This window comes from Gordonia sp. (in: high G+C Gram-positive bacteria) (assembly GCF_047600385.1).
Taxonomy (GTDB): Bacteria; Actinomycetota; Actinomycetes; order Mycobacteriales; family Mycobacteriaceae; genus Gordonia.
Map to the genome: position 1 here is coordinate 27,978 of NZ_JASGKZ010000001.1, position 25,293 is coordinate 53,270.

The 25,293-nt window shown below is 71.4% G+C and carries 19 protein-coding genes, 1 tRNA gene and 3 pseudogenes; 16 read left to right on the forward strand and 7 right to left on the reverse strand.

Going from position 1 to position 25,293, the window contains the following annotated elements; all coding sequences use genetic code 11:
• Positions 1-38 precede the first annotated feature (38 nt).
• Both QM809_RS00060 and QM809_RS00065 read right to left on the reverse strand, forming a co-directional pair.
• Positions 39-110: transfer RNA gene (locus QM809_RS00060), tRNA-Gln, on the reverse strand.
• 150 nt (positions 111-260) lie between these two features.
• Complete coding sequence (locus tag QM809_RS00065) at positions 261-1,016, reverse strand: SDR family oxidoreductase (protein ID WP_415043825.1); 756 nt, start codon at positions 1,014-1,016, stop codon at positions 261-263.
• 88 nt (positions 1,017-1,104) lie between these two features.
• Between QM809_RS00065 and glmU the strand changes: the two genes are divergently transcribed.
• A complete protein-coding gene (glmU, locus tag QM809_RS00070) occupies positions 1,105-2,607 on the forward strand; it encodes a bifunctional UDP-N-acetylglucosamine diphosphorylase/glucosamine-1-phosphate N-acetyltransferase GlmU (protein WP_415043826.1) in 1,503 nt (500 codons plus the stop codon).
• Positions 2,604-3,581, forward strand: a complete 978-nt coding sequence (locus tag QM809_RS00075) for a ribose-phosphate diphosphokinase (protein WP_415043827.1) — start codon at positions 2,604-2,606, stop codon at positions 3,579-3,581. The genes glmU and QM809_RS00075 overlap by 4 nt, the downstream gene beginning before the upstream one ends.
• Positions 3,582-3,646: 65 nt before the next feature.
• On the opposite strand, the gene QM809_RS00080 is transcribed toward QM809_RS00075, so the two are convergent.
• Entirely contained in the window at positions 3,647-4,261 is a 615-nt protein-coding gene (locus QM809_RS00080; RefSeq protein ID WP_415043828.1) for a hypothetical protein, read from the reverse strand.
• A gap of 101 nt (positions 4,262-4,362) precedes the next feature.
• Here QM809_RS00080 and arsC point away from each other — a divergent pair, with 101 nt between their 5' ends.
• From arsC to pth, 8 genes and pseudogenes are all read left to right on the forward strand, one after another.
• On the forward strand, positions 4,363-4,704 hold the full coding sequence (gene arsC, locus QM809_RS00085) for an arsenate reductase (glutaredoxin) (RefSeq protein ID WP_415043829.1): 342 nt from the start codon (positions 4,363-4,365) through the stop codon (positions 4,702-4,704).
• A 190-nt stretch (positions 4,705-4,894) separates the two neighbouring features.
• Positions 4,895-6,490 carry a GMC oxidoreductase gene (locus QM809_RS00090; RefSeq protein WP_415046967.1) on the forward strand — a complete coding sequence of 532 codons (1,596 nt, stop codon included), beginning with the start codon at positions 4,895-4,897 and terminating at the stop codon, positions 6,488-6,490.
• Entirely contained in the window at positions 6,487-8,241 is a 1,755-nt protein-coding gene (locus tag QM809_RS00095; protein WP_415043830.1) for a thiamine pyrophosphate-binding protein, read from the forward strand. Before QM809_RS00090 ends, QM809_RS00095 begins: the two co-directional genes overlap by 4 nt.
• Positions 8,238-8,904, forward strand: a pseudogene (locus QM809_RS00100) (SRPBCC family protein). Before QM809_RS00095 ends, QM809_RS00100 begins: the two are co-directional and overlap by 4 nt.
• The gene (locus tag QM809_RS00105; protein ID WP_415043831.1) at positions 8,901-9,932 is read left to right on the forward strand and encodes a 3-oxoacyl-[acyl-carrier-protein] synthase III C-terminal domain-containing protein; all 1,032 of its coding nucleotides are present in this window, start codon (positions 8,901-8,903) and stop codon (positions 9,930-9,932) included. The pseudogene QM809_RS00100 and the gene QM809_RS00105 overlap by 4 nt, the downstream one beginning before the upstream one ends.
• Entirely contained in the window at positions 9,929-10,948 is a 1,020-nt protein-coding gene (locus QM809_RS00110) for a pyridoxal phosphate-dependent aminotransferase (protein WP_415043832.1), read from the forward strand. The genes QM809_RS00105 and QM809_RS00110 overlap by 4 nt, the downstream gene beginning before the upstream one ends.
• 545 nt (positions 10,949-11,493) lie before the next feature.
• Positions 11,494-12,081 (forward strand): 50S ribosomal protein L25/general stress protein Ctc, encoded by a 588-nt coding sequence (locus tag QM809_RS00115; protein WP_415043833.1) that lies wholly within the window; start codon positions 11,494-11,496, stop codon positions 12,079-12,081.
• A gap of 8 nt (positions 12,082-12,089) precedes the next feature.
• Positions 12,090-12,653, forward strand: coding sequence for an aminoacyl-tRNA hydrolase (gene pth / locus QM809_RS00120; RefSeq protein ID WP_415046968.1), 564 nt, complete (start codon positions 12,090-12,092; stop codon positions 12,651-12,653).
• Between the two features lie 44 nt (positions 12,654-12,697).
• Here pth and QM809_RS00125 read toward each other — a convergent pair whose 3' ends face one another.
• Together QM809_RS00125 and QM809_RS00130 are read right to left on the reverse strand one after the other, a co-directional pair.
• Complete coding sequence (locus tag QM809_RS00125; protein WP_415043834.1) at positions 12,698-14,794, reverse strand: hypothetical protein; 2,097 nt, start codon at positions 14,792-14,794, stop codon at positions 12,698-12,700.
• A 10-nt stretch (positions 14,795-14,804) separates the two neighbouring features.
• A pseudogene (locus tag QM809_RS00130) lies at positions 14,805-16,482 on the reverse strand (Hsp70 family protein).
• A gap of 71 nt (positions 16,483-16,553) precedes the next feature.
• Between QM809_RS00130 and QM809_RS00135 the strand changes: the two are divergent.
• The 4 genes and pseudogenes from QM809_RS00135 (at position 16,554) to QM809_RS00150 (ending at position 20,835) form a co-directional block, all read left to right on the forward strand.
• On the forward strand, positions 16,554-17,003 hold the full coding sequence (locus QM809_RS00135; protein ID WP_415043835.1) for a nucleotide exchange factor GrpE: 450 nt from the start codon (positions 16,554-16,556) through the stop codon (positions 17,001-17,003).
• A gap of 66 nt (positions 17,004-17,069) precedes the next feature.
• A complete protein-coding gene (locus tag QM809_RS00140; RefSeq protein ID WP_415043836.1) occupies positions 17,070-18,467 on the forward strand; it encodes a glycoside hydrolase family 1 protein in 1,398 nt (465 codons plus the stop codon).
• 224 nt (positions 18,468-18,691) lie between these two features.
• Entirely contained in the window at positions 18,692-19,768 is a 1,077-nt protein-coding gene (locus QM809_RS00145; protein ID WP_415046969.1) for a beta-ketoacyl-ACP synthase 3, read from the forward strand.
• A gap of 51 nt (positions 19,769-19,819) precedes the next feature.
• A pseudogene (locus tag QM809_RS00150) lies at positions 19,820-20,835 on the forward strand (beta-ketoacyl-ACP synthase III).
• Positions 20,836-20,869: 34 nt separating this feature from the next.
• Here the strand turns inward: QM809_RS00150 and QM809_RS00155 are convergent.
• Positions 20,870-21,763, reverse strand: coding sequence for a hypothetical protein (locus QM809_RS00155; protein WP_415043837.1), 894 nt, complete (start codon positions 21,761-21,763; stop codon positions 20,870-20,872).
• Positions 21,760-22,683, reverse strand: a complete 924-nt coding sequence (locus QM809_RS00160; protein ID WP_415043838.1) for a 3-hydroxyacyl-CoA dehydrogenase family protein — start codon at positions 22,681-22,683, stop codon at positions 21,760-21,762. Before QM809_RS00160 ends, QM809_RS00155 begins: the two co-directional genes overlap by 4 nt.
• Before the next feature lie 232 nt (positions 22,684-22,915).
• Between QM809_RS00160 and QM809_RS00165 the strand changes: the two genes are divergently transcribed.
• Together QM809_RS00165 and QM809_RS00170 are read left to right on the forward strand one after the other, a co-directional pair.
• Positions 22,916-24,565, forward strand: coding sequence for a peptide chain release factor 3 (locus QM809_RS00165; protein ID WP_415043839.1), 1,650 nt, complete (start codon positions 22,916-22,918; stop codon positions 24,563-24,565).
• Positions 24,565-25,272 (forward strand): hypothetical protein, encoded by a 708-nt coding sequence (locus tag QM809_RS00170; protein ID WP_415043840.1) that lies wholly within the window; start codon positions 24,565-24,567, stop codon positions 25,270-25,272. The genes QM809_RS00165 and QM809_RS00170 overlap by 1 nt, the downstream gene beginning before the upstream one ends.
• The last annotated feature ends 21 nt before the right edge of the window (positions 25,273-25,293 follow it).

The window sequence follows — 25,293 nt, forward strand, 5'->3', positions numbered from 1 at the left end:
TTCGCACTAACTAACTGTGAGCGGGTCGACACCGAGGGCTCTCCCGCCAGGACTCGAACCTGAAATGCCTGAACCAAAATCAGGAGTGTTGCCGATTACACCACGGGAGATCACTGCGGGAACGATTGTGCCACAGCCTCCCCCGCCGCTTCGAGACGCTTACGGCCGACCGGCGCACGACCGCTCCGGGGTCTTCGAGGACCCGACCCGCCTCGGGGTCCGGGTCCTCGAAGACTCCCGTCGACGTTCCCGGGAACCGATCAGGCCTTCGGGCCGCCGGCAACGTAGAGCACCTGGCCGCTGACGTAGCGGGCGCGCTCGTCGGCGAAGAACGAGGCGGCGTTCGCGATGTCCTCGGGCTGCCCGGCGATCTTCACCGCGGTGTCGTCGGCGCAGGCCTTGAGGAAGTCGTCGAAGGGCACGCCGATGCGCTCGGCGGTGGCGCGGGTCATGTCGGTCTCGATGAAGCCCGGGGCGATCGCGTTGGCGGTCACGCCGAACTTGCCCAGCTCCAGCGCGAGGGTCTTGGTGAAGCCCTGCATGCCGGCCTTGGCCGCCGCGTAGTTGGCCTGGCCGCGGTTGCCCAGCGCCGAGGTGCTCGACAGGTTGATGATGCGACCCCAGCCGGCCTCCAGCATGTGGCGCTGGCAGGCGCGGCTCATCAGGAACGCGCCGCGCAGGTGGACGCCCATGACGGTGTCCCAGTCGGAGACGCTCATCTTGAACAGGAGGTTGTCGCGCAGGACGCCGGCGTTGTTCACCAGCACCGTCGGGGCGCCGAGCTCGGCGGTCACGGTGTCGACGGCCGCGATGACCTGCTCCTCGTCGGACACGTCGGCGCCCACGGCCAGCGCGGTTCCGCCCGCGGTCGTGATCGCCTCGACGGTCTCGGCGCAGGCGGCGGCGTCGAGATCGAGGACGGCGACGGCCATGCCGTCCTCGGCGAGACGGCGTGCGACGGCCGCGCCGATCCCGCGGGCCGCACCGGTGACAATTGCTACTTTCTGAGTGCTCATGCCGGGAACCCTACTTCGATTGCGTAGGATTTCACCGGCGCGATCGCGAAACGGCGACGCGAATTCATCCCCGACTGCGGAGGAACGGATGACCCGAAAGCCCAGTGGTGCCGGCGATGCTGATCACACGCACGACCAGCAGCTCGCCGTCATCGTTCTGGCGGCGGGTGCGGGCACTCGGATGAGGTCCAAGACCCCCAAGATCCTGCACCGGATGGCCGGCCGGTCGCTGGTGCACCACGCCCTCGCGGCCGCCGAGGACGTCGCCCCGGCGCACGTGATCCCGGTGGTCAGCCACGAGCGCGAGAGGGTGACCGCCGAGATCGAGCGGGTGGCCGGCCACCTCGGCGACACCTTGACCGTCGCCCTCCAGCAGGAGCCGCTGGGTACCGGCGACGCCGCCAAGGCGGGACTGACCGCGCTCCCCGACGAGTTCACCGGCACCGTCCTGGTGACCGTCGCCGACGCTCCCCTGCTCGACGGCGACACGCTGCGCGCCCTGGTCGCCGAGCACACCGCCGAGCCGGCGGCCGCCGTCACCCTGACCAGCTTCACCGTCGACGATCCGACCGGATACGGCCGCATCGAACGCACCGACGGCGAGGTGACCGCGATCGTCGAGCACAAGGATGCGAACGAGGCTCAGCTCGCGATCGACGAGGTGAACGCCGGGATCTACGCGTTCGACGCCGCCGTGCTGCGCACCGCCCTGGAGGAGATCTCCACCGCGAACGCCCAGAACGAGTACTACCTGACCGACGTGGTGAAGATCGCCCGCGACGCCGGGCGCACGGTGCGCTCGATGATCGTCGACGACCCGGCCGTGGTCGCCGGCTGCAACGACCGCGCGCAGCTCGCCGAGCTCGCCGCCGAGATGAACCGCCGCATCGTCCGGCGCCACCAGCTCGCCGGCGTCACCGTCGTCGACCCGGCCACCACCTGGATCGACGTCGACGTCGAGATCGGCCAGGACGCGACCCTCGCCCCGGGCACCCAGCTGCACGGCCGCACCGTGATCGGCCCCGACGCGCTGATCGGCCCGGACACCACGCTCACCGACGTGACCGTCGGCGCCGGCGCCCAGGTGATCCGCACCCACGGCGGCGAGGCCGTCGTCGGCGCCGGTGCGACGGTCGGACCGTTCGCGTTCCTGCGCCCGGGCACCGACCTCGGCGCAGAGGGCAAGATCGGCGCGTTCGTGGAGGTCAAGAACTCGCAGATCGGCACCGGAACCAAGGTTCCCCACCTCACCTACGTCGGCGACGCCGAGATCGGCGAGTACACCAACATCGGCGCGTCGAGCGTGTTCGTCAACTACGACGGCGAGAACAAGCACCGCACCGTGATCGGTTCGCACTGCCGGACCGGATCGGACAACATGTTCGTCGCACCGGTGACCATCGGGGACGGCGTGTACACCGGCGCCGGAACCGTCGTCCGGGAAGACGTTCCGCCGGGGGCGCTGGCCGTCTCCGCCGGACCGCAACGGAACATCGACGACTGGGTCCTCACCAGGCGACCCGCCAGTCGAGCCGCGCAGGCGGCGACAACAGCCCAACATCAGGCAGCCCAAGAGGAGAGCAACTCATGACGTGGACCACCGAAGCTCAGAAGAATCTGATGCTCTTCTCCGGCCGGGCGCACCCCGAACTCGCGCAGGCCGTCGCCGACGAACTGAAGGTCCGGGTGACGCCGCAGCAGGCGCGCGACTTCGCCAACGGCGAGATCTTCGTCCGGTTCGAGGAGTCGGTGCGCGGCTCGGATGCGTTCGTCATCCAGAGCTGTCCGCTGCCGGTGAACCAGTGGATCATGGAGACCCTGATCATGGTCGACGCGCTCAAGCGCGGCTCGGCCAAGCGCATCACCGCGGTGCTCCCGTTCTACCCGTACGCCCGCCAGGACAAGAAGCACCGCGGTCGTGAGCCGATCTCGGCCCGCCTCATCGCGGACCTGCTCAAGACCGCGGGCGTCGACCGGATCATCACCGTCGACCTGCACACCGACCAGATCCAGGGCTTCTTCGACGGCCCCGTCGACCACATGCACGCACAGGGCCAGCTGGCCGAGTACGTGCGCGAGAACTACGGCACCGACAACATCTGCGTGGTGTCCCCGGACGCCGGCCGCGTGAAGGTCGGCGAGAAGTGGGCCGACGCCCTCGACGGCGCCCCGATGGCGTTCGTGCACAAGACCCGCGACCCCGACGTCGCCAACCAGGTGGTCGCCAACCGCGTGGTCGGTGAGGTGTCGGGCAAGACCTGCGTGCTGATCGACGACATGATCGACACCGGCGGCACCATCGCCGGTGCGGTGAAGGTCCTCAAGGAGGCCGGTGCGGGCGACGTCATCATCGCCACCACGCACGGCGTCTTCTCGCCGCCGGCCACCGAGCGCCTGTCGTCGTGCGGCGCCAAGGAGGTCATCGCGACCGACACCCTGCCGATCGACGAGGACAAGCGCTTCGACAACCTCACGGTCCTGTCGATCGCCCCGCTGCTGGCCCAGACCATCCGCGAGGTGTTCGAGAACGGTTCGGTCACCAGCCTGTTCGACGGCAACGCCTGATCGACAGCACGAGTATCGGCGGGAAGGCCGGTGTGGACGACGTCGTCGCCCGCACCGGCCTTCCGCTATCCGCGCCGCCGACCGAAACGCCTGGTCAGCAGTATCCCGGCCGTGCCCAGGAGCGCCGTGCCCGCGACCGATCCGAGGATGATCGCGGCGAGCGCGGGCTCGGAGAGCTCGTGCGGCGGGACCGGCACGAAGGTCGCCTCGTCCGGACCGTCGGCGGCCGGCGGCAGCGGACGGATCGGCGGACCGGCGAACTCGATCACCTCCTCCGTCTCGAGGTTGGCGCACAGGTGCGCCGTCCACTCGGTGCCCGCCCCGTCCACGACGAAGCGGTACGACCCGCCGCGTTCCATGCCGATCCCGCAGTCGCCGCCGTAGAACCCGGAACGGATCACGATCCGCTGCGGAACGGCCTTCTTGTAGCTCCGCTCCACCTGGAACAGGTATTCGAAGCCCGCGGAGTGCTCGCGCCGCTGCAGCATGCGCCCGACCACGATCGCGGTGGCCTCCGCCGCCCCCTCCTCCGGTTCCGGGGCGACGCAGCTGCACGCGCACGCGGTGCCCGGCGCGGTGAACGCCGAGGTGAGGAAGACCGACGCGGCGACCAGCACCGTCGCGGCGGCACGGCGGAGCACGTGTCGTCGTCGAACATCGTGGGCTGGGCGACCGGCCATACCGTCCAGCGTAGGCCGGATGCACCCCGTCCGGGTCGGCGTGCACCGACCGGCCGAGTACGCGACGATCCTCACACCTCCGCGTTGAGTACGGTTGATCCGTGGACGCGACGATCTATCACAACCCCCGCTGCTCGACCTCCCGCAAGACTCTGGAGAAGCTCCGCGGATCCGGGATCGAGCCGACCGTGGTCAAGTACCTCGACACCGGCTGGGATCGCGACCAGCTGAAGACGATGTTCGACGACGCCGGGCTCACCCCGGCCCAGGCCGTGCGCAAGCGCGAGCAGCTCTATAAGGACCTCAATCTGAAAGAGGCCACCGACGACCAGATCCTGGACGCCATGGTGCATCACCCGATCCTGGTGGAGCGCCCCTTCGTGGTGACCGACAAGGGCACCCGACTGGCCCGCCCGGTGGAGAACGTCGACGCGATCCTGTAGGAGCGAGCGGCCTCGGCGATCGTTCTCACCGGAGGTCCTTCGACTCGGCCCTCCGACGGGACCTCGGTCCGGTTCAGGAATCAGAGGGATAAATCACCCTAAGGCTCCTTAGGTATGCCTAAGATAATTTGTCCGTTATGGTGTGCCCGTGAAGAACACTCCTTCGGAGCCCACCACGGTCTCCCGCCGCATGTTCCTCCGCGGTGCGCTCGGCGCCTCCGCCGTGGCCGCAGGCGCCGTCGCCGCGGGTCCGCTCGGCGGATCCCCCGCCGCCGCGGAGTCGAACGCGCCCACCGCGATCGTCATCGGCAGCGGGTTCGGCGGCGCCGTGGCCGCACTGCGACTCGGCAAGGCGGGCATCGCGACCACCGTCTTCGAACGCGGCCGCCGCTGGCCGATCCGCAAGGACGGCAACACCTTCGCCACCTTCGACAACACCGACAAGCGCGCCGCGTGGTTCTCCGACACCGCCGGGATCTCCAGCGCGATGCAGACCCCGGTGGAGCGCTACCCCGGAGTGCTGGAGACCATTAAGGGCAACGGCATCGAGACGGTGCACGGCGCGGGCGTGGGCGGCGGATCCCTCGTCTTCGGCGCGTTCTCCGTGCAGCCCGACAAGGCCGACTTCGACGAGGTGTTCCCGGGCGGCACCGGGTACGACGAACTCGCGAACGTCCACTTCCCGCGCGCCCGGAAGATGCTCGACGCGACGGGCATCCCCCGTGACGTGCTGGCCACCCCCAACTACACCGGCGCCCGCACCTGGCTCGACGCCATCAAGCGCTACGGCGGCAAGCCGCAGTTCGTCGACTACTCGGTGAACTGGGACGCCGTCCGCCGGGAGATCGCCGGCAAGGCGCGCCCCGGCGTGAGCATCGGAGACCTCTCCTACGGCGTCAACAGCGGCGCCAAGAACTCCGTCGACCACAACTACCTCCCCGCCGCCGAGGCCACCGGCAACGTGACGGTCAAGCCGATGCACGAGGTGATCGACATCCGGCCGCGGGCCCGGAAGAAGGGCTTCGTGGTGCGCGCCCGGGTGATCGACGACAAGAATCGCACGCTGCGCATCGTCACCGCCGAGGCCGACTACCTGTTCATGGCGGCCGGCTCGTTCCACACCACCTCGCTGCTGGTCAAGGCCCGGGCCACCGGCGCGCTGCCGAAGCTCTCGAGCAGGATCGGCGACGGTTTCGGCGGCAACGGCGACTTCCTGATCGTCCGCACCAACCTGCGCGACGCCCAGGGTCCGCGCCAGGGCGGCCCCGGCTACGCCCGGCTGCGCGACGACTCGCTGCCCGGCGGACCGGCGTCGATCATCTACCAGGCCGGACCGTTCCCGGCCCCGGCCGCCGGCGCCGTCCTCACCCACCTCATCCAGGTGCACACCGACGAGCGCGGCACCATCGACTACGTGCACGGCACCCGCGGCACCGAGCTCAACTACCCGCACCGCGAGGGCACGAGCGTGCTGGACCGTCGTGCGAACGCCTTCGCCGAGCACTTCCACCACCGGACCGAGGTCCGGCACGGCACCCCGAACAACGGCATCGTGCTGTCCTCGCGCGCGGCCGGGTTCGGGTCCGGCGCCACCTTCCACGGGCTCGGCGGCGTGGTGGTCGGCAAGGCCGCGAACGCCGACGGCTCGGTGAAGGGCTACGACAACCTCTACGTGGTCGACGGCGCCTTCTGCCCCGGCGCGGTGGGCCTGGTGAACCCGTCGCTCACCATCACCGCGCTGGCGGAACGGACGATGGACCGGTTCCTCGGCACCCTGTCCCGGTGAGCGCACCCGCCCCGGCCGGCCCCGCCCGCACGGCGGACGTCGCGGCGACGACGGTGGCCGAACGGATCGTCGAACGCCTGGCGGAGCTGGGCATCGGCACGCTGTTCGGGGTGCACGGCGCCAACGCCGAGGACGTGTTCGACGCCGCCGTCCGGCGCCCCGGGATCACCCCGGTCATCGCCAAGCACGAGTTCGGCGCGGGCGCGATGGCCGACGGTCTGGCCCGGATCTCCGGCGGCCCGGCGGCCGTGCTGACCACCTCGGGCGGAGGCGCGCTCAACGTGGTGCCCGCACTCGGCGAGTCGTACGACAGTCGGGTCCCCGTCCTCGCGGTGATCGGCAGCGCACCGCGGCCGACGGTGGGGCACGGCGGCTTCCAGGACATGCTCGACGCCCCCGACACCGTCGACCTGCCCGCGGTCCTGTCCGGGGTGACGGGATGCTGCCGCGTCGTCGACGATCCGGCCGCCCTCGACGAGGCGTTCGACGACGCCGTCTCCGCGCTCCGACGCGGTCTCCCCGCCGCGCTGATCGTTCCGAAGGACGTCCAGGGATCCGGCTGGAGCCGTGGCCCAGACCGAGCCGAGCCCCTCTCCGAGACGAGCGTGCCCCCTCGCCGGTCGAGCGTGCCCCCTCGCCGGTCGAGCGAAGTCGAGACCGCCCCTGAGACCACCCCGGATCTCGCCCCCGTCCTGGAACGCCTCCGACGGGCCGCCGCCACCGGCGAACGCGTCTGCTTCTGGGCCGGGGAGGAGGCCTCCCGGGCCGGCGTCCGCGACGTCCTCGGCGCCCTGGCGACGCGCCTCGGCGCCGACACCGTGGTCTCCCCCGGCGGCCGGGACGCCGGGACCGCCGACTGCGCCGGAGTGACCGGCGTGATGGGACATCCGTCGGCCCACGCCGCCCTCGCCGAGGCCGACGTCGTGGTGGCCCTCGGATGCCGGATGTCGCTGACCGACCGGGCCGGGCTCGACCAGGCGCTCGCCGCCGCCGACGTCGTCCACCTCGGCGCGCATCGGCCGCGGCTGCCCGGCGTCGACCACGTCGAGACGCCCGACCTGCCGCACGTCGTCGCATCGCTGCGCGATGCGCTCGCCGACCACCCGCCGGCCGCCGGGCGCACACCTCGCGCCCGCGAGTACCTGACCACGCCCGGCACCGCCGGTCCGCTGACCATGCGGCAGGTGATCGAGACCGTCGGCGCCGCGCTGCCCGCCGGGTGCACGGTGTTCGCCGATGCGGGCAACGCCGGCGCCGCCGCGATCCACCACCTGCCGTTCGGCGCCGGCCGGTTCACGGTGGCACTGGGCATGGGCGGCATGGGGTACGGCATCGCCGCCGGCGTCGGCGCCGCCGTCGGGCTCCCCACCGACGCGCCCGCCGCCCGCACCGTGGTGATCGCCGGCGACGGCTCGTTCCTGATGCACGGCATGGAGATCCACACCGCGGTCGAGCATCGGGCGCCGCTCACCCTGATCGTGCTCAACAACAACGCGCACGGGATGTGCGTGACCCGCGAACGCATCTACTTCCCGGGGACTCCCGGGCTCAACCGGTTCGGCGACACCGACATCGCCGCCGGACTGGCCGCGATGTTCCCCGGACTCGACGTCCGGCGGGCCGTCGGACCGGAAGACCTGCACACCGCCTGCGCCGAACTCATGTCGCGGCCGGGCCCCGGATGCCTCGTGGTGGACGTCGACCCCGACGAGATCCCACCGTTCGGCCCCTTCCTGAAAGGAACCCCATGACCTCGACCTCTTCGAGTCAGACCGACCTCGACCGCAATCCCCCGCTCGACGGGGTGATCCGCGTCGAGACCCACGGCCGCGACGAGAACACCTTCCGGGTGGTCGACATGATCCGCTCGGTGTACCCGCACAACCAGATCTACGGCGACTTCTGCACGGTCCACGGTTACGTCGACGCCCCGCCGCGCGAACTGTACGAGTGGCTCTCGCACACCAAGTCCCTGGAGGAGTGGACCTACTCCTCCCGTGGGCTCGAAGCCGTCGCCCGACGACCCCGACCTGTACGTCGGCTACGACAAGCTGAACCCGCAGACCGAGTTCTTCGTGCGGACCGTCGCCAATCCGGAGGCCATGACCGTCGACTACCACTGCGCGTGGGATCAGGGCGAAGACCTCTGGATGATCTACCTGATGCGCGTCGTGGACGCCCAGCTGGTGCTGAACAAGCCGGGATCGGTGGTGCTGTGGACCAACTGCCACCACCCGTACTACGACGACAACCCCTACCCGGAGACCGCGCCCGACGACCGCGAGGAGTGGGTCGGCGACCTCTGGGACATGTTCTGGGCCGGCCACCAGATCGAGCTGGAGAACCTGATCCGGATCGCCGAGCACCGGCACCGCACCGGAGAGCCCCTGACCCCCGAATGGATGCGAGCATGACCGCCACCGCAGTACCCGCCCTCGCCCTCGCCGATCTGGCGACCTACCGCCCCGAGAACAAGGTCCCGTCGTCGTACTTCGCGGCCTTCGCCGAAGACGACGACCTCGCCGACAACGTGATGTTCCGCGCCCCCGCGTTCCGACACCACGCCGCCGAGGACGAGACCTCCGCGGACATGATCGTCACCGCCGCCGGGATCCTCACCGATCGGCACGGCGCGGACTACCTCGACGACGTCGACGTGCTGCTGACGCACAGCCAGCTGCCCGAGGTGATGGTGCGCGGGTGCGGCGGCGAGGTGGCCCACCGGCTGGGGCTGACGCCGTCGACGGTCCTCGACGTCCACAACGGCGGCTGCGCGGCGTTCGCCCACCTGATCGAGGTCGGCGGCGCGCTGCTCGCCGCCTCCGGCGGCCGCAAGGCGCTGATCGCGCTGGCCCAGAACAGCGCGGGCCAGATCTTCACCCAGGACCAGGTCCGCAGCAAGGCGCAGGCGGCCATCCCCGGCGACGGCGCCGCGGTGGCGACGCTGACGCTGGGTGCCGGCGGCAACCCGATCCTGACCACGGTGAGCCGCTCGTACGGCGAGTACGCGCCCGACATGACCGCCGTCTCGAGCCCGCCGCGCAAGTACTGGGAGGCCGGGCCCGGCCAGATCCACGTCGGCTTCACCAACGCGAAGATCGCCAAGGTCCTCTCCCGCGGCAACCGGCAGGTGCCGGAGGTGGCGATCGAGGCGGCCACGCAGATCGGCGTGCGGCCGTCGAAGCTGGACTGGTTCATCACCAACCAGCCCAACCGGGTGTTCCTGCGCAACTGGCGCGAGGCCCTGGAGCTCACCGAGGAGAACCACCCCGACACCTTCGACGAGTGCGGCAACCTGTTCGCCGTCGGCGTCCCGATGACCCTCGACGCGCTGATCGACTCGGGCCGGCTGCAGCCCGGCCAGATCGTGATGACGTCGGCGTTCGCGCACGCCGGCGACTTCGCCGCCGCCGCGGCGATCCGGTGGAACGGCCGGTCGTGATCCCGCCGAGGCCGGTGTACCGCTGCGACCTCAACGAGTCGGCGTACCCGCCGCTGCCCGAGGTGGCCGAGGCGATCGCCTCGGCCACCCGGACGGCCAACCGGTACCCGGAGTTCCTGCCGCACGGTCCGCGGGCGGCCGTCGCCGCGCACCTCGGTCTCGATCCCGACTGCGTCACGGTGGGGGCGGGCGGTACCGCCGTGGTCGCCTCGCTGCTCGCCGAGGCCGCATCCCGGCCTGGTGCGCCGACGCTCTCGGCACCCCGGCTGAGCACGCCGATGCCGACGTTCGACGGGTTCGCGATCCTCGGCCGGATGCTCGGATACGACGTCGACCCGACCCCGCTGCACGACGACGGCGCCCCCGACCTGGCGGCCCTGGCCGCCTCGGTGACGCCGTCGACCGCCGCCGTGATCGTGTGCTCGCCGCACAATCCGACCGGCGCGGTGCTCGGCGAGGACCGGATCCGCGGCCTGCTCGCCGCACTGCCCGACGACCTGCCGGTGATCCTGGACGAGGCGTACGTCGAGTACTGCGCCGCGCCGCCGGACAGTCGTGCGCTGGTGGCCGATCACCCGAATCTCGTCGTGCTGCGGACCTTCTCCAAGGCCTACGGGCTGGCGGGCGTGCGGGTCGGCTACGCGTTCGGCGCACCCGGTGCGGTGGCCGGGGCACGACGCCGCGAGGTGCCGTTCGGGATCTCCGCCGCCGCGCAGGCGGCCGTCCCCGCCGCCCTGGCCGCCCGGCGGCCGCTGGCCGAGCGGGTGGCGGCGATGCGCCGCGAACGGGACCGGCTCACCGCCGGACTGGTCGCGATCGGCTGCCCGGTGCTGCCGAGCCAGGCCAACTTCGTGTACCTGCCGGGCGAGGTCGGCATCGAGGTCGGCCGGGTGCTGCGCGGCGTCGGCGTCCTCGGCCGCGAGTACGCCGGTCACGGCTTCCGCCTGACGGTGGCCGACGAGGCGGTGACCGACTACGTGCTCGGCGCCCTGGAGCTGACGGCCCACTGCGCGTAGGCCGCCCCGGAAGCCCTCCCGCCGGCCGAACCTCCCCTCGCCGGTCGGGTCTTCCCTCGGTGGTCGGGTCTTCCCTCGGTGGTCGGGTCTTCCCTCGGTGGTCGGGTCTTCCCTCGGTGGTCGGGTCTTCCCTCGGTGGTCGGGTCTTCCCTCGGTGGTCGGGTCTTCCCTCGGTGGTCGAGCGGAGTCGAGACCACATCGCGTCGACCGTCTGGTCTCGACTCCGCTCGACCACCGAGAGGACCGACGACCACCGAGAGGACCGGCCGACGAGAGGACCGACCGACGAGAGGAGCGCGAGATGAGAGGAGCGCGAGATGAGGACCGACCGACGAGAGGAGCGAGAGGGAGGACCGAGCGACGAGAGAAGAGTCTCCGAACGGGATGCTAAAATGGCTCCCGTTGTCTCGGCGAGGGTGACCCGGATCGATCCGGGGTCCACCGTTATCGGCGCGATCAGGACGTTCTCTCCCCGATCCCTCGGGTGGTGGTTCTCCTCTCGGCCGTCGTCCGCCGTGAAAACCACTACCGAACAGGAGAGACTCATGTCGACCACCAAGCTCACCGCTTCGCTCCGCACCGAGAGCGGCAAGGGCGCCGCCCGCCGCGCCCGCCGCGAGGGCCAGATCCCGGCCGTGCTGTACGGCCACGGCACCGATCCCAAGCACCTGCTGCTCCCGAACCTGGAGCTGGCCGCCATCCTGCGCGCCAACGGCACCAACGCGATCGTCGACCTGGACATCGAGGGCGAGAGCCTGCTGGCGCTGACCAAGCAGGTCGACGTCCACGCGATCCGCAACTACATCCAGCACGTCGACCTGCTGCTCGTGAAGCGCGGCGAGAAGGTGACCGTCGAGGTCCAGATCGTCGTCGAGGGCGAGGCCCAGTCGGGCACCGTCACCGTGCAGGACGCCTCCACCGTCGAACTCGAGGCCGAGGCTCTGCACATCCCGGAGAGCATCGTCGTCAACGTCGAGGGCGTCGAGGCCGGCACCAACATCACCGCCGCCGACCTGGCGCTGCCGGAGGGCGCGTCGCTGATCTCGGCCGCAGACACCCTGATCGTCGCGGTTCAGGAGTCGAAGGGCGCTGCCGCCGAGGGCGACGAGGCCGCCGAGGAAGCGGCGGAGTAATTCCCACGCTGATCGTCGGACTGGGCAATCCCGGTCCCGCTTACGAGAAGACCAGGCACAACGTCGGGGCGATGGTCGCCGACAGCCTGGTCTTCTCGTACGGCGAGAAGTACACCGTGCACAAGAAGTCGGGCGCCGAGGTGGCGACCGTCCGGGTCGGCGGGGCGGATCCCGTCCTGGTCGCCAAGGCACGGACCTACATGAACGTCACCGGTCGCCAGATCGGACCGCTGGCCAAGTACTACGGAGTGGCCGCCGAGGACGTGATCGTGCTGCACGACGAACTCGACATCGACTTCGGCCAGGTGCGGCTCAAGCGCGGCGGCGGCGAGGGCGGCCACAACGGCCTCCGCTCCCTCACCTCCGCGTTCGGCTCCCGCGACTATCTGCGCGTGCGCCTGGGCATCGGTCGTCCCCCGGGCCGTCAGGATCCGGCGGACTTCGTCCTCAAGCCCTTCCCCGCGGCCGACCGCGCCGAGGTGGATCTGCTGGTCGGCAACGGCGTCGACGCCGCCGAACTCCTGGTGAAGCAGGGACTGGAAGCGGCCCAGAACGTCGTGCACGCCTGGTAGCCCCCTGCTCGTCGGACTCCACCCGCCCGGCGGGCTGCGCCCGTTCAGCGGCGCAGCAGCATCACCGAGCGCGGACCGAAGACCCTCGCCACCTGCAGTCCGCCCTTCGGGTCACGACGGCAGCTCACCACCGCGGCATAGCACGACGCCCCCGCGTCGCCCGGCACCCGGAAGCCGCCGTCGAGCGAGTACTTCGTGTTGGTCACCTTGAACGCCCGGGCCGCCGGGTCGGTCGGATGCGCCGGCGGCGCGTCCTCTCGCAGGTACACCATCACCTCGGTGATCCCCTCCGGCCAGTCGAAGCCGAGCAGCCCGTCGGTGAAGCCGCGCACCGCCACACCCGGAAGGTCGTCGGTGAGCTCCGATGCGGAGGCGGCCTGGAGGCGCGGTGAGACCGGGGTCGGCGTCGGTCTGCTGAAAACCGGTCGTCCCGGATCCGCGGCGTTCGACGACGTCGCGCCGCCGGACCGGACCATCACCGATTTGCGGCCGTCGAGGATCGCGACGACCCCGTATTCCGGCGACGCGCCCGGCGGCACCCCGCCGTCGTCGATGCCGGTGGCCTCGGTGCGGCCCACCACCTGGGTGCGTCCGTCGGGCAGCAGCCGGACCACCCGATAGATCACGCCCGGCGTCGACGACGCCCGCCACCGCACCCGCACGGTGCCCGATCCGGCCGGGGACACCGTGACCTCCCCGGGCGCATCGACCGCACCCGAGTCGGCGGCGGACGCCGCCTGCGCGGTCGGTCGCGGGAGATCCTGCGGGCTCGGCTCCGGTGAACTCGATACCGGCGAACTCGGTACCGGGGTGTTCGGCATCGGGGGGTTCTGGGCCGGGAGTCCCCGAGAGGGCGGATCCTGCGGCCGGTCCCTCTGCGCGAGCGCGTCTTCCACCTCGTCGGACACCGCGCGGATCCGCCGGATCGCCTGCGCGTCGCCGTCCGCCGCCGTCAGCGCGTCGATGCAGTGCGCCCGCGCCGCATCCAGGCGGCCGTCGCGGAGTGCCGTCCGCGCCGCGCGCAGAGCCGATTCCCAGTCCCCGCCGCCGGTCGGCACCGTCTCGGGCACGGTGGCCGTGCTCCGCGTCGCCGGAGCGGCCGCGGGGATCCCGGAGGTCACCGAGGCCGGGACCGCGGCGGTCGCGGGAGCGTGCGGCGCCTCCGCCGTCACACCGATCTCCGCCGCGAGCACCCGCAGCAGTTCCCGCGCACCGGTCGGGCCCATCCCGCGCTCCTGCGCCTCGTCCACCAGGTACAGGCGGTCGGCGTCGAGTAGTTCGTCCTCCACCAGCACCGCGGCCCGCAGCCGCGGCCGCAGATGGTCCGCGACCTCGTCGGTCACCGCCCGCCGGTAGTACTCGGCGGTCGCACGGTCGCCGAGCAGCACCTCGCGGGCGTGCACCAGCAGCTCGTCGACCACCGCGCGCAGTCGTCCGGCCGGGAGCTCCCGGGCGCGTCGTCCCAGACCCTCGACCCGCAGGGCGATCTCGTCACGATCGGCGACGTCGTCGAGCGTCAACTGCAGCAGCGCGGTCAGCGTCGGGGCCGTGACGTCGGCCTGCAGGCGATCGAACTCGGCGAGGAGCCGCCGGATCTGCTCCATCCGCTCCGAGCTCACCGCGGCGGCCGGGCGCGGTGCCGCCGGGACGGTGACCGCGTCGTCGAACATCGGATGCCTGCGCACCCGCTCGGCCACCTCCGCCGGCGAGAGTCCGGTCACCGCGCCGAGGTCGTCCAGGCCCGCGCGTTTCGACGACGGGATGCCGCCGTACCGTGCGACGAGCCGTTCCGCCGCGGCGTCGACCAGCTCGAATCGTTCCGCTTCGCGTTCGGCGTCGCGGCCGCGGGCCGCCGTCGCCGCCGCGGCCCGGTCGACGGCGCGGCGCAGCGGCGCGCTCCGGACCTCGTGCGTGGCGACCAGTTCGGCGACCAGGCTGCGGTACTTGGGGTGGTCCCGATGCTTCTGCCAGAACGCCCACACCTCGTCGATCCGGGCGAGCACCGCGGCGTCCGGCAGGGTCGCGGCCTCGTCGATCGGGAGGTCGTAGAGCTCGAAGACGTTCGAGGTCTGTGCCCCGCCGCGTCTCAGGACGGCGGCCAGGACCCGCTTCCGGTAGTCGTTGGCGTCGAATGGCTGCACGGCTGCGGTCCTACTCTTCTCGGCGCCGTGTCCGACGCACCTGATCCAGTTCGCGGTTGACCTCCGACTGCGAGAGCGTCGCCCCGGTCTTCGCCGACATGGTGAGCGGGATCCCGGCATCGACGTGGTAGGCCGTCACCCGCAGGACGCCGTCGAATCCCATCGCGAAGAGCACCTGCACCTCGCTGCCCTCGGCGTAGCCGGGCGGGATGTCGGTGATCCGGCCCTCCATCAGCACTTTGGCGTCCTCGGGGCGCGGCGTGGCCTCCTGGCCGAGCTGTTCGAAGACGGTGAGCTCGATCTGATCCTGATCGGGGCGGACGGTGCCGAACGAGCGCCCGACCCGGATCGGCAGCGTCTGGTTCCGGTGCACCAGCCAGGTGACCTCCAGCCGCCCGGACGCGCTGCTCATCGCGAGGACGCCGAAGCCGCGAGAGACGACGGTGTCGACGGAGACCTCCAGGATCCGCCGGATCCCGGCCACCGGCATCCGGAACGCGGTCCCGACGCGGCGGCAGGCATCGTCGAGGTCGTCGGGGTGCGCATCGAGCACGCGGCCGCTCGCCGGGAGCCGACCGCGCGTCTGCAGATCGCCCGCGACCAGCCGCTCCACCTCGAGTTTCTCGCCGTAGACGGCCGCCCCGCGGGCCACCGCGAGGTCCGGATCGGAGAGTTCCGGGGTCAGGTGCACAGCGGCCTCCAGCGCACGGGCGACCATCGGCATCCGTGACGCGCCGCCCACCAGGAGCACCCGGTCGACGCGGTCCACTCCGCGGGCCCGCGCCGCCCGCAGGCACGACAGGGTGAGGTCGACGGTCCGCCGGAGCAGCCCCGAGGTCAGCTCCTCCAGTTGCTCCCGGGTCACCGTGACCACGGCGCGGACGCCGTCGTGCGCGACGATGACGTTGGTCGACTCGGCGTCGGTGAGTTCATGCCGTGCGCGTTCGGCGGCCAGGACCAGCATTCTGCGAACCCGCCGAGTCGTCCAGCGGGTCCTCGGCGTCGGGGTGCTGCGCGCAGAACTCGCGGGAGAGGTGCAGGGCGAGCCGCTCGTCCCAGTCGGCGCCGCCGAGCTGGTTGTCGCCGTCCACCGACAGCACCGAGATACGACGGTCCACCAACTCGATCACGGTGGCGTCGAAGGTGCCGCCGCCGAGGTCGTAGACCAGGACGGTCTCGGCGTCGGCGGCGTCGCCGGTCGGGTCGGTGAGGCGGGAGAACCCGTACGAGAGCGCGGCGGCGATCGGCTCGGACAGCACCCCGGCCACCTCGAGTCCGGCGTAGGTGCCGGCCTGGATGGTCGCGCGCCGTTCGTCGTCGCCGAAGTAGGCCGGGACGGTGATCACCGCGCGCTGCACCTGCTCCCCGGCGAAGGCGGCGTCGGAGACCAGCGATTTGAGGACGAGCGCCGACATCGCCGGCGCCGACCAGGTCTGACCGTGTGCGACGAACCGCCAGTCCGGATCCCCCATCCGGCGTTTGACCAGCGCACACACGTTGTCCGGGTCGAGCCGCGCCTGTCGTCGTGCGCCCTCGCCCACGACGTGGTCGTGCGCGGAGGTCAGCAGCACCACCGACGGTGTGGTCTCGGTACCGCTCAAGCCGGTGATCACCCGCGGGCGCCCCTGGGCGTCGATCGTCGAGATCGCCGAGTTCGTGGTACCGAGATCGATTCCGTATACGCCCACGAGCGGGAATGCTATCAGCGGGGCCTGAGACCGCCCGGCCGTCGGCGGGCACCGCCTCTATGCTCGACGGTGTGACCGACTCGCCCGACTCCGGAGGGGATCCCACGCGGCTCCTCGCCGACCGCGTGCACGACCTGACGATGCTGGTCGCGGCCCAGTCGCAGATCCTGGCCGAGCTCGCCGACGCCGAACGGGCGCGGGCCGCCGAGCAGGCCGACCTCCCGCTGCTGGTGGAGCTGTTCGCGCTCTACACCGATGCCGCGACCTGCGCCGCCGCGCCGGGCCCGGACGCCGCCGCCTTCGGCGCCCTCCGCGACGGCCTGGAACGGCTGATCACCGGGCGCGGCGGCACGGTGGTCGTCCCCGCCGCAGGCGACGACTTCTCGGCCCGCACCATGGAGGCCGTCGACACCGTGCCCGCGGGCGAGTCGCCCGCGGGCACGGTCGTCGAACTGTTGCGTCCGGGTCTGGTGGTCGGCGACCGGTCGGTGCGGGCGGCGATGGTCGTCGTCGCCCGGTGAGGCGAACCACCGGTTTCCCGGCCGTTCACCCGACGGTTCGAGCATCGCGCGGCTAGCCTGACCCCCGTGACCAATGCCGCCGCCGCACCCGACGACGCCCGCCCGACCGGATCCCTCCCCGTCGACTCCCTGCGCGGCCTGCGGTTCTCCGCGGCCACCTCGGCGTTCCAGGTCGAGGGCGGCCGGGACGCCGACGGCCGCGGCCGCAGCATCTGGGACGACTTCGTCGAGATCCCGGGCAGCGTGGCCGACCAGTCGATCGCCGAACCGGCCGCCGACAGTTATCGCCGCTGGTCCGACGACGTCGCCCTCGCCGCCGGTCTCGGCCTGGACCGATTCCGTTTCTCGCTCTCCTGGTCGCGGGTGCTGCCCGACGGCGCCGGTCCGCCCAATCCCCTCGGGCTCGACCACTACTCGCGGCTCGTCGACGCCCTGCTCGAGGCGGGCGTCACACCGTTCCCCACCCTGGACCACTGGGGTCTGCCGTCGGCGCTGCAGGCTTCGGGCGGCTGGCTCGACCGGGACACCGCCTACCGCTTCGCCGAGTACGCGGCGCTGGTCGCCCAGCGGCTGGGCGACCGCGTGAAGCACTGGTACACGCTCGACGAACCGAACACGACGTCGCTGCTCGGCTACGGGATCGGCACCCACGCCCCGGCGCAGTTCCTGCTGTACGGCGCGCTGCCCACCGTCCACCACCAGCTGCTCGCCCACGGTCTCGCGATGCCGGTGCTGCGCGAGGCGGGCGCGGAGACCGTGGGCCTGGCGAACAATCACACGCTGGTCCTCCCGGCGTCGAGCTTCCCGGCCGACGTCGCCGCCGCCGAGGCCTACGACCTCGTCCACAACCGGATCTTCGTCGAGCCGGTCCTGCTGGGCCGGTACCCCGATCTCGCGCCGTTCGGCGACCTCGCACCCGCGATCCACGACGGCGACCTGGCCCTGATCTCGGCGCGCCCGGACTTCTACGGCATCGGTTTCTACAACCCGAACACCGTCGCCGCACCGCCGGAACGCAGTCCGGTCCCGTTCAGCCTGCTCCCGACGCCGGGCGTCCCGGTCACCGGCTGCGGCGACGACTGGCCGATCATGCCGTCCGCGCTCACCGCGCTGCTCGCCGACTTCGCCGGACGCTACGGCCGGCATCTGCCGCCGGTGATCATCAGCGGGAACGGCGCGGCGTTCGACGACCCCGACACGGCCGGGACCTGCGACGACGTCGACCGCATCGATTACCTGGCCGGCCATCTGCGCGCGGTGGCCGCCGCCCGCGACGCGGGCATCCGGGTGGACGAGTACACCGTCCGGTCGCTGATCGACGGTTTCCACTGGACCGACGGCCTCACCCGGCGCTTCGGTCTCGTCCACGTCGACTTCACCACCGCCGAGCGCACGCCGAGGGCGTCGTACGACTGGTACCGCCGGGTGGTCGCCGCGGTCCACGACGCCTCCGCGCATGCGTGACCGGTGTCTCTTCGCGCCTTCCGGGAACGGTGTCGCCACGGTGAACAGGTGACGAAGACCTCGGCGGACGACCTCGAAAAGGACCTCCGACCCCTACCTTCCCGTCGACGGTTGGTTAACATTCCGTAACGATGGACGACGCCACTCCCGGTGCCGTTGCACTAGCAGAAGGACGGACTTCCGTGGCAGAACTGGTCACCACTACGGGTCATGCGAACGTGTCGATGCTCGGTATCGGCGCCTACCGACCCGGGCGGCTCGTCAGCAACGACGAACTCTGCAAGGTCATGGACTCCTCGGACGAGTGGATCTACGAGCGCAGCGGCATCCGCAACCGCCGGTTCGTGACCGGTGACGAGGACATGCGCTACATCGCGGGCAAGGCCGCCGAGCGCGCGATCGTCAACTCCGGCATCGACCGCGAGAAGATCGACCTGCTGGTCTTCGCGACCAGCAGCTGGCCGTACAACGTGCCGCACGGCGCCCCGACCATCGCCTACGACGTCGGGCTCAACGGCATCACCGCCTTCGACGTCACCGCGGGCTGCGGCGGCTTCGGCTACGGACTCGGCACCGCCGTCGACGCCATCCGCGCCGGCAGCGCCCAGTACGCCCTGGTGATCGGCGCCGAGACCATGTCGGTGGGCCTCGACCCGAAGGACCGCAGCACCGGTTTCATCTTCGGCGACGGCGCGGGCGCGGTGGTGGTGGGCCCCACCGAGAAGAACGGCATCTCCCCGATCGTCTCGGGCAGCGACGGCGAGCACGCCGGCGCGATCAGCCAGAACTTCGACACCGTCGAGTACATGGCGCGCGCGGTGGAGTACCAGCACAAGGATCCCGAGACCGACCCCGTCGGCCGCCTGATCATCAGCATGGCGGGCCCGGCCGTGTTCCGCTGGGCCGCGGTGACCCTGCCCAAGGCGCTGAAGTCGCTGCTCACCGATTCCGGTGCCGGGGTCGACGACATCGACGTCTTCGTCCCGCACCAGGCCAACGCCCGGATCAGTGAGCTGATGAAGAAGAACCTCGGCTTCCCCGACGACCTGCCGATGGCGAACGACATCGAGAACACCGGCAACACCTCGGCCGGCTCCATCCCGCTGGCGATCGAGGAGATGCTCGCGACCGGCAAGGCCAAGGGCGGCGACACCGCGCTGATGCTCGGCTTCGGCGCGGGCCTGAGCTACGCCGGCGCCATCGTGACCCTGCCGCCGGCCCCGAAGATCTCCAGCTTCGACGGCCTCGACGAGCAGCCGGTCGGACCGCTGCCGCCGCACCTCGCCGCCATCGAGGCCTGATCCTCGCGGAACTACTTCCGCGTACGAACTACGCGTGAGACATTGGTGCGCATGGTGGAATTCACACAGGCACCGGGCATCTCGACATACGGCATCCGCGGGATCGGGGCCTACCGCCCCGAACGCGTCGTGACCAACGACGAGATCTGCGAGCACATCGACTCGTCGGACGAGTGGATCTACACCCGCACCGGCATCAAGTCGCGGCGCTTCGCGCGGCGCGACGAGGACGTCGTGGAGATGGGCGTCCACGCGGGCCGCAAGGCCATCGCGAACGCCCTGCTCTCCGGCTCCGACATCGACGCGGTGATCCTGGCGACCAACACGCATTGCTGCTGACCCCGGCCGGGGCCACCAAGATCGCCACCGAGCTGGGCGCCAACGGCGTCCCGGCCTTCGACGTGACCGTCGGCTGCGCGGGCTTCGGCTACGCGATGTCGCTGGCCACCGACATGATCCGCGGCGGCAGCGCCACCCACGTCCTGGTGATCGGCGCCGAGCAGCTCTCCATCGCCCTGGACATGACCGACCGCACCAACTGCTTCATCTTCGGCGACGGCGCGGGCGCCGTGGTGGTGGGCCCCACCGAGACGCTCGAACTCGGCCCGGTGGTGTGGGGCAGCGACGGCAGCCAGTACAACGCGATCCGCCAGGACATCGACTGGGTCACCTTCCTCGACGGCGACCGCGTCCAGCGGCCCTTCCTGCGGCTCGAGGGCACCGCGGTGTTCCGCTGGGCCGCCTTCGAGATGGGCAAGGCGGCGCAGAAGGCGCTCGACGCCGCCAAGGTCGACGCCGCCGACATCGACGTCTTCGTGCCGCACCAGGCCAACTCGCGCATCAACGAACTGCTCGCGCGGACCCTCAAGTTCCCGGAGACCACCGTCGTCGCCAACGACATCGAGACCACCGGCAACACCTCGGCGGCCTCGATCCCGCTGGCGATGGAGGAGTTGCTCTCCACCGGTGCCGCCAAGCCCGGGGACACCGCGCTGCTCCTGGGCTACGGTGCCGGCCTGAGCTACGCCGCCCAGGTCGTCACCATGCCCCAGATCCCGTTCGAGTGAGTTCCCGTTCCCGGACGCTCGGCTTCCCGGACGCTCAGCGGAGCAGCGCCAGGCCGCTGAGCGGCTCGCCCAGCGAGACCACCACGCGCGGCGCCCCCGCGCCGGGCTCGAGCGGCACCGCCACGACGTCGCCGCCCAGCGCCGAGACGTAGGCGACTCCGGCGTCGGCGTCCACGGCCAGCCCGATCGCCTCGGCGAACCCCGTCGCCAGGATCTCGGGCGCACCGCCGTGCTCCCCCGGTCCCGGGATCGGGGCGCGGTTGAGGCTGTTCCCGCCGGCGTCGTCGGCGCCCCGGTCGGTCCAGTACAGCCGGTCGCCGACGATCTCCAGGTCGATCGGCTCGGGCAGTCCGTCCCACAGCACCTCGACGTCCGACCGCGCCTGCGGGGTCTGCCCCGACGGCACCGCGAGCCCCGCCCTCAGGATCCGGCCGCGGCCGCCCTTCGACGGCCCCTTCTGCGTCCAGTACAGGTGTCCGGCCGCCGGGTCGACGGCCACCCCCACGCACTCGTCCAGCGCCGGCTCACCCGTGTGGTTGACGATCAGGTCCTCCGGGTCGCCGCCGGCGGACGGCACCCGGGAGACCCGGTGGCCCTCCCGGTCCGACCAGTAGAGGGTGCCCTTCTCGTCGCACGCCAGTTGTTTCCCGGTGGTGAGGCCGCCGGCCGGTACCACGTCGGCCGCACCGGTGCCGTCCAGCGCGGCACCGTGCACCCCGCCGTTGCGGGGCGAGTAGTCCCGGCCTCGCTCACCGGGCCCGGTGACGACGGGGGCGCCCATCGTCGTCCAGTACACGTGATCGTCGTGGACGACGATGCCGTCCGGCGCCGGCCCCGTCCGGGCGAGGAGCACGGTCACCTCGCCGCTCGACGGATCGATGCGGAGGATCGACTCCGAACGCAACGACAGCGCGAGCAGTGCGGTCATTCGAGCGTCAGCCTCTCCTCACGCGGCACCGATTCTCCCGGCCCCGGGACGCCCGGTCCGGCGTAGCGATAGAAGCCCTCCCCCGACTTGACGCCGAGCCGACCGGCGTCGACGTACTTCTCGAGCAGGGCGCGCGGACCGGCGGGCAGGTGCGGGTTCTCGGCGGCGTAGTGCTCCTCGATGTCGAGCACCACGTCCAGTCCCACCTGGTCCATCATCTGGAAGGGGCCGGCCCGCATCCCCCAGTTGATCTTGAACATGCCGTCGACGTCCTCCGGGTCGGCGACGCCCTCGGCGACCACCGCCAGCGACTCCCGCTTCACCGCGGCCCACACCCGGTTGAAGATGAAACCGGTGCTCTCCCGGCGGGCCACGAACGGGTGCACGCCGAACTCGGGCAGCACGGTCTTGAGCGTCTCGAGCACCGCGGGGTCGGTCTCGCCGTCGGACATCAGGTCGGCCGCATCCGCCGTCGGCGGCATGTAGAAGTGCAGGTTGCAGAACCGGGACTTGTCGGTGATGCGCTCGCTCATGGTGCTCGACGCGTACGACGACGAGTTGGTCGCGAAGAGCGCGTCGGCGTCGGCCGCCGCGTCGATCTCGCCCCACAGCGGGATCTTGATGTCGAGGCGTTCGGGGACCGCCTCGACCACCAGCCAGGCCCCGCCGAGGGCGGCGGCGAGGTCGTCGTGCGGCACCACGGTGCCGGGGCTGCCCGAGCCGCGCTCCTCGAGCACCCCCGGCAGCGTCTTCTCCACGAAGGCGACGGCGTCCCGGGCGACGTCGACGTTCGGGTCGTACAGCGCGACGGTGCCGCCGCGTGTGGCGAACATCAGCGCGATCCGCCGCCCCAGCGTCCCGGCGCCCACCACCGCGACGGGGCGCCCCGAGATGTCGTCGAACGTGAACGAGTAGGCCATGTGTCGCTCCTCTTGCCCGGGGCCGGAGCGGTCTCCGACCGTCTTTCGCGACGTTACGCCTCCCCGATCACCACCGTCGGCCGGTCGGCGAGGTCGTCGAGCGGGGCGATCGACAGATGATCGGTCGGTTCGTCGAGGTCGAGGCGCGTCCGTCGCGTTGTCGGCGGTCGGCGGGCCGGTCCGTCGGGTTTCGGTTTTGCCTGGCAGACCACCCGGCCGATAGCGTGGACGGGTGAGTTCTGAAGGTATTTCGGCAGCGTCTGCAAGCACGATCGCGCGCGAGGTCAAGCGCCGCCGGACCTTCGCGATCATCTCCCACCCGGACGCGGGCAAGTCGACGATGACCGAGGCCCTGGCGCTGCACGCCCGCATGATCAGCGAGGCCGGTGCGGTGCACGGCAAGGGCGGTCGACGCTCCACCGTCTCGGACTGGATGGAGATGGAGAAGGCCCGCGGCATCTCGGTGAGCTCCACCGCGCTGCAGTTCAACTACACCCCGACCGGCCCGGACGGGCGGGAACCGGTGTCCGACGACGAACCGAACGTGATCAACCTGGTCGACACGCCCGGTCACTCGGACTTCTCCGAGGACACCTACCGCGTGCTCACCGCGGTGGACGCCGCCGTCATGCTGATCGACGCCGCCAAGGGCCTCGAGCCGCAGACGCTCAAACTCTTCCAGGTCTGCCGCCACCGCGGCATCCCGGTGATCACCGTGATCAACAAGTGGGACCGTCCCGGCCGCTCGCCGCTGGAACTGATCGACGAGATCACCGAACGCATCGGCCTCATCCCGACGCCGCTGTACGTACCGGTCGGCATCGCGGGCGACTACCGGGGGCTGCTGGACCGTCGTACCGGGGACTTCGTCAAGTTCACCCGCACCGCGGGCGGCTCCACGATCGCACCGGAGACCGTCTTGAGCCCCGCCGAGGCGCTCGCGTCGGAGGGCGACGCGTGGACCGCCGCCGTCGAGGAGTCCGAGCTGCTCGGCGAGATGGGGCAGGACCACGACCAGGAGATGTTCCTGGCGGGTCAGACGTCGCCGATGATCTTCACCTCGGCGATGCTGAACTTCGGCGTCCGACAGCTGCTCGAGGCCCTGGTCGAGTTCGCGCCCGCGCCCGCGGGCCGCACCGGGATCGACGACGTCGAGCGCGCCGTGACCGACCCGTTCAGCGCGGTCGTCTTCAAGGTCCAGGCCGGCATGGACTCCAGCCACCGCGACCGCCTGGCCTACATGCGGATCGTGTCCGGCGAGTTCGAGCGCGGCATGGTGGTCACGCACGCCCAGACCGGCAAACCGTTCGCCACCAAGTACGCCCAGGCCGTCTTCGGGCGTGACCGCTCCACCGTCGACACCGCCTACCCCGGCGACGTGGTGGGCCTGGTCAACGCGATGGCGCTGGCCCCCGGCGACACCCTGTTCACCGATCCGAAGGTGCAGTACCCGCCGATCCCGTCGTTCGCGCCGGAGCACTTCTCCGCGCTGCGCGTGACCACCGCCGACAAGTACAAGCAGTTCCGCAAGGCCATCGACCAGCTCGACGCCGAGGGCGTGGTCCAGGTGCTGCGCAACGACCTGCGCGGCGACGCCTCGCCGGTGCTGGCCGCGGTGGGACCCATGCAGTTCGAGGTGGTCACCGCTCGGATGAAGACCGAGTTCAACGTCGACACCGTCATCGAGCCGCTCGGTTACTCGCTGGCCCGCCGCACCGACGAGGCCAGCGCACCCGAACTGGCCAGGCAGCGCGGCGTCGAGGTGTTCCACCGCAGCGACGGCGCGATCCTGGCGCTGTTCAGCGACAAGTGGCGCCTGCAGTTCATCGAGAAGGAGTTCCCCTCCCTCACCCTCGCCCCCCTCGTCGCCGCCGCCGACTGATGCGCCGGCTCGTCGCGTTCCTCGCCGCCGCCTCCGTGCTGTCCACCGCAGCGCTGACCGCGGGCTGCTCGACGACGCCCGACGACCCGGCCCACGGCCCGGGCGGCCGCGCGGCACCGGGACATGCGACGATCCCGCGCACCCTGCCGTCGGCCACCCGGCACGCCGAGCGCGACTGCGCCTCCACTCCGCCGAGCGGCACCGTCGTGCGCACCGGCTACGGCCTGAACTACACCCGGGGGTCGATCCACGCCGGGGTCCGGCCGGATGCCGGCCGTCCGGTGTGCGTCCGGTTCGCCAAGTCCGGACCGGCGGACCCCCAGGTCCCGGTCGACATGCTGTTGTTCACCTTCGCCGGCCCCGACGGGGAGGGCGCCCAGGTGGAGTTCCGCACCACCGCGCTGACCGGCGGAGTGCTGCCGCCGCTCGGCGACGGCTACTACCCCACCGTCGGACCGTTGAACCATCCCGTCGATGCCGCGGTCGGGATCTCGGTCGACGGCGTCTACTACCACTCCGACCGGTGTGCGCTGCGGCTCACCACGGTCACCGCGCTCGGCGCCGCCGGACGCTTCGACTGCCCGCGCGCTATCGTGCGGGAGGCGAATCCGTTCGCCCCCTCCGACGACACCGATCCCGACACCGACGACCTCGCCGTCGGCGAACCGGTCGCGACGCTCTCCGGCTGGTTCTCGGTGACCCCCTGACCGCTCCCCGTCACCAGGAGT

Coding starts and splice junctions, on each gene's coding strand:
- QM809_RS00160 (WP_415043838.1), bottom strand. CDS start 22,683: ATGGCCTACTCGTTCACGTTCGACGACATCTCGGGGCGCCCCGTCGCG.
- QM809_RS00105 (WP_415043831.1), top strand. CDS start 8,901: ATGACCGCCACCGCAGTACCCGCCCTCGCCCTCGCCGATCTGGCGACC.
- QM809_RS00075 (WP_415043827.1), top strand. CDS start 2,604: ATGACGTGGACCACCGAAGCTCAGAAGAATCTGATGCTCTTCTCCGGC.
- QM809_RS00080 (WP_415043828.1), bottom strand. CDS start 4,261: ATGGCCGGTCGCCCAGCCCACGATGTTCGACGACGACACGTGCTCCGC.
- QM809_RS00065 (WP_415043825.1), bottom strand. CDS start 1,016: ATGAGCACTCAGAAAGTAGCAATTGTCACCGGTGCGGCCCGCGGGATC.
- QM809_RS00115 (WP_415043833.1), top strand. CDS start 11,494: ATGTCGACCACCAAGCTCACCGCTTCGCTCCGCACCGAGAGCGGCAAG.
- QM809_RS00170 (WP_415043840.1), top strand. CDS start 24,565: ATGCGCCGGCTCGTCGCGTTCCTCGCCGCCGCCTCCGTGCTGTCCACC.
- QM809_RS00090 (WP_415046967.1), top strand. CDS start 4,895: ATGTTCCTCCGCGGTGCGCTCGGCGCCTCCGCCGTGGCCGCAGGCGCC.
- QM809_RS00155 (WP_415043837.1), bottom strand. CDS start 21,763: ATGACCGCACTGCTCGCGCTGTCGTTGCGTTCGGAGTCGATCCTCCGC.
- QM809_RS00145 (WP_415046969.1), top strand. CDS start 18,692: ATGCTCGGTATCGGCGCCTACCGACCCGGGCGGCTCGTCAGCAACGAC.
- glmU (WP_415043826.1), top strand. CDS start 1,105: ATGACCCGAAAGCCCAGTGGTGCCGGCGATGCTGATCACACGCACGAC.